At 69.3% G+C, this 10,040-nt stretch carries 14 protein-coding genes and 1 pseudogene; 8 read left to right on the forward strand and 7 right to left on the reverse strand.

The window, feature by feature from the left end:
* Positions 1 to 6: 6 nt before the first annotated feature.
* Positions 7 to 399 (reverse strand): hypothetical protein, encoded by a 393-nt coding sequence (locus tag AB0G50_RS14640; protein ID WP_360107367.1) that lies wholly within the window; start codon positions 397 to 399, stop codon positions 7 to 9.
* 33 nt (positions 400 to 432) lie between these two features.
* On the reverse strand, positions 433 to 1,830 hold the full coding sequence (locus AB0G50_RS14645; protein WP_360107370.1) for a PepSY-associated TM helix domain-containing protein: 1,398 nt from the start codon (positions 1,828 to 1,830) through the stop codon (positions 433 to 435).
* 156 nt (positions 1,831 to 1,986) lie between these two features.
* Here AB0G50_RS14645 and AB0G50_RS14650 point away from each other — a divergent pair, with 156 nt between their 5' ends.
* From AB0G50_RS14650 to AB0G50_RS14685, 8 genes and pseudogenes are all read left to right on the forward strand, one after another.
* Complete coding sequence (locus AB0G50_RS14650) at positions 1,987 to 3,039, forward strand: DNA cytosine methyltransferase (RefSeq protein ID WP_360107373.1); 1,053 nt, start codon at positions 1,987 to 1,989, stop codon at positions 3,037 to 3,039.
* A gap of 8 nt (positions 3,040 to 3,047) precedes the next feature.
* Positions 3,048 to 3,359 (forward strand): hypothetical protein, encoded by a 312-nt coding sequence (locus AB0G50_RS14655; protein WP_360107376.1) that lies wholly within the window; start codon positions 3,048 to 3,050, stop codon positions 3,357 to 3,359.
* Positions 3,360 to 3,733: 374 nt separating this feature from the next.
* Entirely contained in the window at positions 3,734 to 4,204 is a 471-nt protein-coding gene (locus tag AB0G50_RS14660; protein ID WP_360107379.1) for a hypothetical protein, read from the forward strand.
* Between the two features lie 615 nt (positions 4,205 to 4,819).
* A complete protein-coding gene (locus AB0G50_RS14665; protein ID WP_360107382.1) occupies positions 4,820 to 5,077 on the forward strand; it encodes a hypothetical protein in 258 nt (85 codons plus the stop codon).
* A 101-nt stretch (positions 5,078 to 5,178) separates the two neighbouring features.
* Positions 5,179 to 5,559 (forward strand): annotated as a pseudogene (locus AB0G50_RS14670) (hypothetical protein); the annotation flags it as partial.
* A gap of 43 nt (positions 5,560 to 5,602) precedes the next feature.
* Positions 5,603 to 5,899, forward strand: coding sequence for a hypothetical protein (locus AB0G50_RS14675; protein WP_360107619.1), 297 nt, complete (start codon positions 5,603 to 5,605; stop codon positions 5,897 to 5,899).
* Positions 5,900 to 5,939: 40 nt separating this feature from the next.
* Positions 5,940 to 6,185: a hypothetical protein gene (locus AB0G50_RS14680; RefSeq protein WP_360107385.1), complete on the forward strand. Its 246-nt coding sequence runs from the start codon at positions 5,940 to 5,942 to the stop codon at positions 6,183 to 6,185.
* A 63-nt stretch (positions 6,186 to 6,248) separates the two neighbouring features.
* Entirely contained in the window at positions 6,249 to 6,677 is a 429-nt protein-coding gene (locus tag AB0G50_RS14685; RefSeq protein WP_360107388.1) for a hypothetical protein, read from the forward strand.
* An 18-nt stretch (positions 6,678 to 6,695) separates the two neighbouring features.
* Here the strand turns inward: AB0G50_RS14685 and AB0G50_RS14690 are convergent, their stop codons facing one another.
* The 5 genes from AB0G50_RS14690 to AB0G50_RS14710 all read right to left on the reverse strand — a co-directional run bounded on the left by AB0G50_RS14690 (position 6,696) and on the right by AB0G50_RS14710 (position 10,032).
* Positions 6,696 to 7,112: a nitroreductase/quinone reductase family protein gene (locus tag AB0G50_RS14690; RefSeq protein WP_360107391.1), complete on the reverse strand. Its 417-nt coding sequence runs from the start codon at positions 7,110 to 7,112 to the stop codon at positions 6,696 to 6,698.
* 61 nt (positions 7,113 to 7,173) lie between these two features.
* Entirely contained in the window at positions 7,174 to 7,650 is a 477-nt protein-coding gene (locus AB0G50_RS14695) for a hypothetical protein (protein ID WP_360107394.1), read from the reverse strand.
* A complete protein-coding gene (locus tag AB0G50_RS14700) occupies positions 7,647 to 8,009 on the reverse strand; it encodes a hypothetical protein (protein WP_360107397.1) in 363 nt (120 codons plus the stop codon). The genes AB0G50_RS14695 and AB0G50_RS14700 overlap by 4 nt, the downstream gene beginning before the upstream one ends.
* The gene (sbnB, locus tag AB0G50_RS14705) at positions 8,006 to 8,986 is read right to left on the reverse strand and encodes a 2,3-diaminopropionate biosynthesis protein SbnB (protein ID WP_360107400.1); all 981 of its coding nucleotides are present in this window, start codon (positions 8,984 to 8,986) and stop codon (positions 8,006 to 8,008) included. Before sbnB ends, AB0G50_RS14700 begins: the two co-directional genes overlap by 4 nt.
* Complete coding sequence (locus tag AB0G50_RS14710; protein ID WP_360107403.1) at positions 8,983 to 10,032, reverse strand: beta-ketoacyl synthase N-terminal-like domain-containing protein; 1,050 nt, start codon at positions 10,030 to 10,032, stop codon at positions 8,983 to 8,985. The genes sbnB and AB0G50_RS14710 overlap by 4 nt, the downstream gene beginning before the upstream one ends.
* Positions 10,033 to 10,040: the final 8 nt, after the last annotated feature.

A 10,040-nucleotide genomic window follows, 5' to 3' on the forward strand; every position in this document is an offset into this window, starting at 1 on the left:
CGGGGGTCAGCGCCTGTTGCGGCGGGTGAGGTTGTCCAGCACGTCCAGTTCGGTGTGCGCGAGCTTGTCCGCCATCGCGTCCATGACGTTCCTGGTGTTGGCCACCGCCAGCCCGCACCCGAGCACGGCCTCCTCCGTGGTCTCGACCACGGGCAGCAGCTGGCCGAGGATCTCGAGCCCCATCTCGTCACCGCCGCAGGCTTCCTTCAGCAGCCGGATCCGCTCCTCGCGGTCCTCGGAGATGAGGCCGAGGTAGCTCCCGATCTCGCTGAACCCGCGCGACACGTGCTTGATCGCGCCGGGATCGGCGGTGATGTCGTACGGCACGCGCTGCTCCTTGTCGTCGGTCCGGTGCCCCAGCACACCGGACCGGCGGAGTCGTTGACCACGCGGAACCACCGGCAGAACCCGACCGCCGGTGGTTCCGCGCCGTCACGCGACCCGGCGGCGGCGGGCCAGGCCGACCAGGCCGTCGAGGACCAGGAACGCGACCAGGCTCAGTCCCAGCAGCGGGATCGCCCAGCCGACCGCGATCAGCACCAGCGGCGCCGGCACGACCACCCACAGCGGGAGCTGCTGCCACGTGCCGCGCCGCGGCGGCGCGCCGAGGGGTGAGCGGCGGTCGGACCGGGTCGGCCGGCGCTGCCACCACATCCGGTAGCCGAGCACGACCAGCGCGACGATCGCGGCGGCCAGCAGGAACAGCACGACCTGGTTGGCGATCCCGAACAGCCGGCCCATGTGCGCCTGGATGCCCAACGAGGACAGCTTGGCCAGGAACGGCCGGTCCGCCCAGTCGGCCCGAGCGGTCACCTCGCCGCTGTCGGGGTTCACGGCGACCTTGTCCCACCGCACCGGCCAGGTGTTGTCGACCTGCGCGACCGTCCACGCCGTCCCGGCCGCGCCGGCGGTCACCTGCACCGGACCGTCCAACCCGGCCGCACGGCCCGCTTTCAGCACCCGGTCGACCGTCGCGGGGTCCACCGGGACCGCCTTCGTGCCGGTGGTGTGCTGCTCGTGCTCCCCGGCCGGCGCGGTCCGACCGGAGAGCGCGGTGTCGAGGACAGGTGCCTTGGCGTGCAACGCTTCCAACGCGGAGGCGAAGTTCTCGCCCGCGTAGGTGGACCACGTCAACCCGGTGGCGGACAGGAACAGCGCGCCGACCGACGCCCACACCCCGATGCTCCCGTGCCAGGACCGCGTGCGCCGAACCCCGCGCGCCCCCTTCTCGGGCGCCACCACGGCCCGCACCCGCCGCCGAGCCGCCCGCTGCCGCCCGAGCCACAGCACCACCCCGCCGAGCGCGACCACCCACAGCCAGCTCGCCGCCAACTCCGAGTACACCCGCCCGGGCTCACCGAGGTTGAGGTGCCGGTGCAACCCGTCCAGCCACGTCGTCACCGGCGTCGCGCCGAACCACGTGGTCAACTGTCCGGTGACCCGCGCCGTGCCGGGATCGACGTACACCGTCCGCGCGTAGTCCTCGGCCAACCCGGGCACCGCGAACACCACCTGCGTCGCGACCTCGGGGTCGTCCGCCAGCACCACCCCGGTGACGGCACCCTCCGGCGTCGCGGCCTGGGCGGCGGCCACCTGCTCGGCGACCGGAAGCGCGGTACCCGCCTCGACGGTGAGCACATCGCCGTAGAAGAGGGCGTCGAGCTGCGGCGCACACGCGTACAACAGCCCGGACAACGCCGCCACCAGCACGAACGGCGCGATCAGCACGCCGGCGTAGAAGTGCAGGCGGCGCAACAGGGGCACCACCGAAACGCGCACGGACCCGGCGACCTCGCCGGACCGCACGTCCTCGACCGGAGGAGCGGACATCGAACACCTCTTGCAGGGAGTCGGGAAACCTGAGCACTGGTCGGATGGAACCCCCGATCGGTTCCCGGCGATGTACCGTGCGCGACGGGTGTTCGCGAAGTCGCCACCGGCCGCGGCCGGGCTGGGCCGTTCGGCGGACCGGTAGGCTCCCCCGCCATGATCCCCACGCAGCCGACCGCGATGGTCGACCTGTTCGCCGGTCCCGGCGGGCTGGACGTCGCCGCGCGCTGGCTCGGCGTCGAGGTGGACGGGGTCGAGTGGGACGCCGACGCCTGCGCGACCCGGCGGGCCGCGGGGTTGGGTACCTGGCAGAACGACGTGCGCGACCTGGGCCCGGCCGATTTCCCCCGCGCGACGGTGCTCGCGGGCGGGCCGCCGTGCCAGACCTACACGGTCGCGGGTGGCGGTGCCGGGCGGCGGGCGCTGGACCAGGTGCTGCGGTTCGTGAAGCGGATGGCGGCCGGTGACGACGTCGGGCCGAGCCTCGCGGGATTGGACGACGAGCGCACCGGGTTGGTGCTCCAGCCGTTGCGGTGGGCGCTGGAGGCGATCGAGCTGGGCCGGCCGTACGAGGCGATCGTGCTGGAACAGGTGCCCGCCGTGCTGCCGGTGTGGCACGCGGTGGGCGAGGCGCTGGAAGGCGCGGGCTACCGGACGGTCAGCGGCATCCTGCACACCGAGGAGTTCGGCGTCCCCCAAACCCGCCGCCGAGCCATCCTGATCGCCCGCCGAACCGGCACCCCGACCCTGCCCACCCCCACCCACTCCCGCTACCGCAAGGGCGCACTACCGATTGCCGCCGACCCCCTGCGCCCCTGGGAAACCATGGCCTCGGCCCTCCGCCGGACCGACCCCTTCGTGGTGATCTCCAACTACGGCAGCGGCGGCGACCCGAAAGCCCGAGGCCGCCGCACCTCCGCGGAACCATCGGCCACCGTCACCGGCAAAATCTCCCGAAACCGCCTGACAACCCCGGAAGGCCGAGAACTCCCCCGCTTCACCCTGTCCGAAGCCGGAGCCCTCCAGACCTTCCCTCACGACTACCCGTGGTCGGGCCACCAGGTGTCCCAACAAATAGGCAACGCGATCCCCCCACGCCTGGCCGCCCACGTCCTGGCCACCGCCCTGAACCGCCCACTGGACACCGCCGCGCTCGACCAGGCCGTCCGCACCTCGTGGGTCGACTCGCGGGCCTTGCTGGCGACCTGAAGGCGGCGATGAACACGACTCCGTTCGAACGGTTCGCGAACGTGGCGAATCGCCCCGGCTTGTACGGCATCCGCACCCTCGACCAGGCGACGTCCTTCATGCTGGGTTTCGACGCCGCGTTGGGCGGAACCTTTCTCCGCGGCTTCTCCGACTGGTTGACGCGCCCGTCCGGACACGGCCGGAACCTGGTGTGGCCACTGCTCGTGACGCGGCGGATCCTCAGTGAGATCCCGAATGATCCGCCTGTTGTCGAGGATGAACGGGTAGTCGCGTTCTTCGTCCTGGTGGCGGAATTCCTCGACTCGACCGAACACGGATAACCCGCCATCGGGCACCGCCGGCTGAAAACCACGAGGTATCCGCCGTCCACGTGCAACAACCATCCTCCAGTGCCGAACAACGAGGGGACACAGCTGACGATAAATTGTCGCGGCGGAGTGAGTTCCATTGACAACCAGACTGGCCACTACACGCCGTTCCTTGAATGTTCCGGTCAATTCCCGATGAATGGAGTCAAGACATTCAAGTACCCTGAAGTTCCAGTGCCGCGAAACAGGATTCGGGACTACGACAGAGGCCAATGATATCCGTTGATGAAGATTTTCGACAGCTCCGCCGGCGACCTGTCGGATCGTGGGCGTCATGGCTACGCGAATCGGTGCCCGGGAGTGCGCGCCCGCACTGGTGGATGGCCATGGTGGTGCGCGCGGAACACGATTTGAGCACCTTGAGGCCATTTTCGGTCGAGCAGCGTCGAGAGCACGTGGAGTTTGCGGCCGCGTTGTTGGCCCTGGCCTGCGAAGAAGGCGCCTTCACTGCGTGCCAAACCGCTGCCCGCACAATCAGGGTGGCGAAGATCGCGCTGTCCTACGATCCGCCCGTCGACGGCCTGCCGGAGTCGGCGACGCCGGACGGCGCGGCGCGGTTCGGCCTGCGGAGCCTGCCTTTGTCGCGTGAGGAGGCGTTGGCGTCGGCGGAGAAGCGTCGAGAGGAGTCCGAGGACGATCCGGAAGCCGCCGAAGCGCTCGACCGCGCCGGCTGGGAAGCGTTGCAGGACATCGACCTAGTCCTGGTCAAGCTTCCGTGGATCGTTGACCGGATACTCGACCGGGAATTGGCGGACGAAGTCCGAAGTTGGATCGAACTACGACCGCAGTTGCTGTGACGGACCGATAGTCCCTGCCGACTGTTTCCGGCAGGGACTATCGGACCAGAAGCTGCCGCACGTGGCTTTGAGTCCGGTCGCACTTCATGGAGGTACCCGACCACCACCCAACGGTCGACTCGGCGACAAGCGCCAACGGACGAAGAAACCCGGGTATCGCGGCTCGGCGGGGTGTTGTCTGTGGGCAGCTCACCGGCCGGATTCACTATCCTGGAATACGGCTTCCGTCCGGAAGTCCTACAACATTTCGGCGTTTGCCGATCAGACGGCGACCGGGAAATTCGTGGGCACCGAGGACCGCCGCTTCAGGGTTTCTTCGCCGTGGACAAGGCGGTTGTGCCGGGCAGGTGAAACGTCGTGGATCGGCAGACGGATATGAAGGTCTGCGGACAAGGCCGTGGTCTGTGCGGCCGGGGCCGTGCTGGAGTTCGTGGAGGGGGACCTGCCGAGCGTCACTCCCCAGGGGACGCGGCTCGCGGCGGTGAAGGCCGGGCCGGTGTCCGGGACGGCGTTGTAGGCTGTCACCGCGGTCGGTGACGGTGTCGCATTGGACTTCGGGGGGCGCGGCCCTCCACTGAATATCAAGGAGATCGCGATCGTGTTGCGTGGTCATAAGTGAGTGAAAAGCGCCCCGACTTGATTCAGTTTATGGAGGATTCAGGCAGGGCGGGCGTCACTGTTTCGTTCAGGATCGACCATCAGCGAACTGCCGAAGGCGGTAAGCCCTGGACGATGATGCTCACCGGCCCGGGCATGGGCACGGAGGGCAGTATTCGTACCGATGACTACAGCGTGGATGACTGCATCCAGTACGCGGTGAGCGTGCTTCGCACTCGCCCCGGCGGTGGGGAATGGCTCGACCAGTACATGTAGTGCAGGTTATCGGAAATCTTCCTTCAAATTATCCGACGAGGTATGCTTTCTGGCGCGTGACGCGATTCGTGCGGATGTTGTCGGACCGCAAGTCGGCGGCGATGGGCCTGGATGTCCGCGTCCGTTCCGTGACCACGGCCTCATCGATTAGGTGTATTAAAAGCCGCAGGCGCTCAAGAACGTCAAGGGGTAGCGTGTTCGAGATCGAGTTGGAGGAGTCCGGGGCGGCTGATGGCACCGCCGGGCGCATCGCGATCGGAGAGTTCTTCGGGCGTTTTCGCTCCCCAATCGACTTCTGGACCATCTCCGACTACCGGGCGAGTTGGCGCAAGGCGTTCGCCCAGTTGGAAAGCGCTCCCGATGCAACCTCCTGCCTCCTGACGTCCGTCACGGATCCGGCGAACAGCAACTTTCTGGCGAGTTGGCCCATGTACCGCGACGGGGAGCGGGTCTACTTGCAGAACGCCATGATAATTCTGGAAGAGCTCGATACCCCTACTCCGGCGATGTTGAGATCGGGGCCACATGACAACCAGCCGCACGTCTCTCGCCGAGTTCGTCGCCCAAGGGGCCGGGTGCTTCGACGTGGTGGAGTATCTGACCGCCAGGGAACGGCCCGCCGAGCTCACCTTCTTCAGGTTCCTGTTGATCCTCCAGGAGGAACTGGGCATCCCGTTCGGCGAAACCAGGAAGCTGGGCGTCTACTTCAAGCCCGACTGGACTCCGATGGCTGATGTCGAACTGATCGACAGGTTCGGCCGTCAACTCTTTCGCGACAAGAGGTTGCCGGACCTGCTGCCGCTCGGGGACACACACGACTAAACAAGCCTACCCGCGCCAAGGATCACCCAGGTGGTGGAGAATGCGGTTCGTCATTCGTTCTGATCGGCAGGTCGTCGTCGCTTTCGAGCCGACCGCCGCCGAGTACGTGCTCGAACCCGGCGCCACGGTCGCGGTCGAGTGGTTCGGCGAGCGCGAGGACGGCATGGTTTCCCTGGAGGCCGGCAAATTCGTGATCGCCGCGCCGACCGCCGGGTACATCAGGGCGTGGGATCGGGACGGGGTCGAGATCTACATCGGGCCGGAGTCCGGGCCGGACGCGCAGTAGACTTGGGGACGGCATTCGGTCGACCGCGCGTTCGACTTGTTCGGCCGACCCCAGGAGAGTGCGGTGTCCGTGTTCGGCCCTCGAAGCATCACCGTTCTCGAACTGCACGACCAGGTCCGGAAGAATCAGCACCTGCACTTCCGCAGCGGTTCCTACACGCCGAATGAGGCTGCGCTGTCCATCGCCGCCGAGGCGCTGCTGGCGGGTGCCGAGGACGTGCGGATCACCTCGATCGACGGGTGGGTGGGCGTCTACGCGGACCTGGATTGGCTCGACGGGGTCGAGGAGACCGTCTTCACCCGGTTCCTCCCGTTCCCTCCCGGCGGTCAGAACGCGGTTACCGCGGAGGTCCTTCCGGTGGTGTTCGCCCGAGGTGTCGCGACGGCGACACCTTCCCGGGCGAAGGTGATCAAGGGTGAGACGTTGGGGCCGCTCGCCGAAGGGCTGACCGGCTGGGCACGGGCCGTGGTCATCGAGGTCGCTCTCGCCTGACCGGCCAGGCCACCTCGGTCAGCGCGGGTCGAGGATGACCAGGGGGATGGTGCGGGTGGTGGCCTCGGTGAACTTGGTGAAGAAGCGGGTTTCCTCGTGGAAGCGGGTGGTGAGGGAGTTGTGTTCTGCGGACTTCGCCACTCGGGCCGTTACCGGGACGCGGGCGGTGTTCACTTCGAGTTCGGTGTCCGGGTTCGCCAGGAGGTTGTGGTACCAGGACGGGTGGTTCGGGCGGCCGCCGGCGGCCGCTGCCACGGCCCAGCCCTCGCCGTGGGGGAGGTAGACCAGGGGGGAGACGTACGACTCGCCCGTCCTGGCACCCGTGTGGTGCAGCAGGAGCAGGGGGATGCCGGCGTAGTTGCCGCCCACCTCACCGTCGTTCGCGCGGAACTCGCGGATGATTTCCTGGTTCTTGAGGCGGCGTTCCTCGGTCATGCTCGTCGTCCCTCGGCTCGGTTCCCGCAGTGTCGCGACGATGGTGCCACGGGCGAGTTGGTCAGGCGCCTAGGACTGGAGTGCCCGGGATCAGCACCGTTGCCGGGCGGAACGTCAGCAGGGCCCGGTCCACGGTCAGGACCGGGTGGCCGTCGACTGTCGTGTCACCCGTCACCACCAGCGTGCCGGCTGCCTGCTTCAGCAGCCGCACGTGGTGTTCGGCCAGGTCGCCGGGGAGCACCGGGCGCACCACGCGCACGTCGGTGAGCCTGCCCGCCAGCGGGACCTGCCCGTCGGGGACGGCGATCCCGGCGGACAGGCCCACCAGCAGGCCCGCCGCCTGCATCCACGACTCCACCAGCAGCGACGCCGGGTAGGCGTGGTCGGCGTGATCGGGCAGGTCCGCGTACCACGGCTCGTTGGCGGTGATCGCCTTCACGGCGGTGAGCGTCGTGTCGTCGTACGAGGTCACCCGGTCCACCAGCAGCATCGGGTACCGGTGGGGCAGGTGGCGCTTGATCTCGGCGATCCCGATCACAGCGTGCTCCGGTAGGTCAGGGCGACGGACGCGACCGCCCGGGAGTCCACCGCGACGGACGCCTTGCAGGACAACGAGTCCCGCCAAGACAGGGTGATGTCCACGGTGTCGCCCGGGAACACCGGCGCGAGCAGCCGCACCGAGTCCATTGTGGACAGAACGGCACCGGGCGAGGACGCGACCGCCGCCCGGTGCACGCACTCGACCAGGCACACCCCGGGGAAGATCGGGAACGCCCGGTAGTGCCCGGCCAGCACCGGCTCGTCGGGCGCGACCGTGTACCGCGCCGTCACCACCGGGCCGTCGGGGGTCGGGGTGACGGCGGTGACCACGACCTCGCCCGCGAGCGGCGTCGTCACGGCGTGAAGAAGTCGGGCACGGTGTGCAGGGCCCCGGTGGCGGACGCACGCTCGTGGACGTGCTTGGCCAGCACCAGGTCGAGCACGCCGAGGCCGAACGGCGAGAAGATCACCGGGCGGTCGGCCGGGATCGCGAGCGTGTCGGTCAGCACGTCGTACAGGGTGCCGTCGACGAAGTCCCGGTTGCCGACCCGCTGCTCCGCCAGGTGCGGCGAGGTGTCGGCCTTGAGGCAGTGGTCGACGTCGTCCACCACGTTCACCGCCGACAGCACCACCTCGGGCGACAGGTCGCGCAGCGACACGTGCAGCACCACGGGGTTGTGCGCGAACCACGACGGGTCGTGCACGTGCGGGGTGCCCGCGACGGTCGCGAAGACGATCAGGTCCGACGACCGGATCAGCGACTCCGCCGAGTCGTGCACCACGGCGCCCTCGGCGAACGCGGCCGCGGCGGCCGGCGAGGTGTCGAACACCCCGATCTCCTCGAACTTCCAGCCGGTTCCCGCGAGGTAGGTGTGGATCTGGCGGGCGATCACGCCGGTGCCGACGAAACCCACCCGCGTCGGACGGGGTCGGCTGCGCGTCAGGTGGTCGGCGGCCAGGGCGGCGGACGCGGCGGTGCGGGCGGAGCTGATCGTCGCGCTTTCCAAGCAGGCGAACGGGTATCCGGTCTCGGCGTCGTTGAGGATCAGCACCGCCGAGGCGCGCGGCAGGCCGTGCGCGCCGTTGGTGGGGAAGCTGGAGATCCACTTCAGGCCGTGCACGTCGACGTCGCCGCCGACCGACGCGGGCAGCGCGATGATGCGCGCCGACGGCCGGTCGGGGAAGCGCAGGAAGTGCGACGGCGGGTTGACCGTGCGGCCGAGGCCGTGCAACCGGTACGCGGACTCGACCAGCGCGGTCACCTCGGGCTCGGCGCCGTCGAGAACCGCGTGGACGGCGCCGGCGGTGATCACGGCGAAGGGTGGCGGGGTCATCGTTGCTCCTGGGTGGTGGGGATCCGGAACACCGCGCAGCCGACCTGGCCGTCGGGGTCCGAGGAGGTGATCACCGCGAGGTCGCCCTGGTGGGGCACCTGGGCGATGGCGGTGGCCAGTTGGAACGCGGCGGACGCGCCGTCGGTGTCGCCGATGCGGCTCGCGGGCTCCAGCACGCGGGTGCGGGTGCCCAGAACCGCGGCCACGGCGGCGAGTTCCGCGCCGGCCCACGGTCCGGACACCACGACGGTCGGGCGGTCGGCCGGGTCGACCGACGCCTTGCGCAGCACGCGCGACAGCACGGTGGTCATCGTCTCGGCGAGCAGGTCCGGGTTCGGCGCGAGGCCGAATTCCAGCGCCACCAGCTCGGCGATCGGCGACCGACCGCGTGCGGCCGCGCCGTCCCGGCTTTCCACCAGGAACGCGCAGCAACCCTCGCCGAGCGGGTCGGTGGACTGCGCGCCGTGCCCGTGCCAGGTCAGCCACGAGCGCCGCGGGTTGAGGTCCTCCACGGCGGTGGCGACGACCATCGGCGCGCGACCCGCGGCGTGCAGCCGACGGGTGTAGCCGAGCGCGGACAGGCCGCTCATCCGGCCGGTGGTGACCGTCGTGTTGGGACCTTGGAGGCCGAACCGGATGGCGCACTGCGCGGCCGAGTTGTTCATGACGCTGCTGGGGAACTGCTTGGTGTCGACCTGGAACGGGACCGGGTTGGTCATCGACTCCCGGGTCAGCTCCATCGCGCGGTCGGTGCCGATGAGGTCGCCGCCGAGCACCAGCGCGCGGTCGGTCGACGGGTAGTCGGTGAGGTCGTGCTCACGGGTGAGCAGGGCGACCGTGCCGACGGCCAGGCTCGCGGCCCGGCCCAGCACCCGCAGGTTGCGGGTTTCGCCGAGGATGTCGCCGATGTCGAACCCCGGCACGACGCCCTGCTCGGCGTAGGGCACGTCGAGGTCGGCGGGCACCGGGGTCAACCCGCGCCTGCCCTCCCGGATGCCGGCGGTGAACACGTCGGAGCCGAGGCCGAACGGCGAGATCACGGCCATCGCGGTGA

Origin of the sequence: Actinosynnema sp. NPDC020468 (assembly GCF_040642015.1) — a bacterium.
Lineage (GTDB): Bacteria > Actinomycetota > Actinomycetes > Mycobacteriales > Pseudonocardiaceae > Actinosynnema.

Coding starts and splice junctions, on each gene's coding strand:
- AB0G50_RS14645 (WP_360107370.1), bottom strand. CDS start 1,830: ATGTCCGCTCCTCCGGTCGAGGACGTGCGGTCCGGCGAGGTCGCCGGG.
- AB0G50_RS14710 (WP_360107403.1), bottom strand. CDS start 10,032: ATGGCCGTGATCTCGCCGTTCGGCCTCGGCTCCGACGTGTTCACCGCC.
- AB0G50_RS14675 (WP_360107619.1), top strand. CDS start 5,603: ATGACAACCAGCCGCACGTCTCTCGCCGAGTTCGTCGCCCAAGGGGCC.
- AB0G50_RS14655 (WP_360107376.1), top strand. CDS start 3,048: ATGAACACGACTCCGTTCGAACGGTTCGCGAACGTGGCGAATCGCCCC.
- AB0G50_RS14660 (WP_360107379.1), top strand. CDS start 3,734: ATGGTGGTGCGCGCGGAACACGATTTGAGCACCTTGAGGCCATTTTCG.
- AB0G50_RS14650 (WP_360107373.1), top strand. CDS start 1,987: ATGATCCCCACGCAGCCGACCGCGATGGTCGACCTGTTCGCCGGTCCC.
- AB0G50_RS14680 (WP_360107385.1), top strand. CDS start 5,940: ATGCGGTTCGTCATTCGTTCTGATCGGCAGGTCGTCGTCGCTTTCGAG.
- sbnB (WP_360107400.1), bottom strand. CDS start 8,986: ATGACCCCGCCACCCTTCGCCGTGATCACCGCCGGCGCCGTCCACGCG.
- AB0G50_RS14690 (WP_360107391.1), bottom strand. CDS start 7,112: ATGACCGAGGAACGCCGCCTCAAGAACCAGGAAATCATCCGCGAGTTC.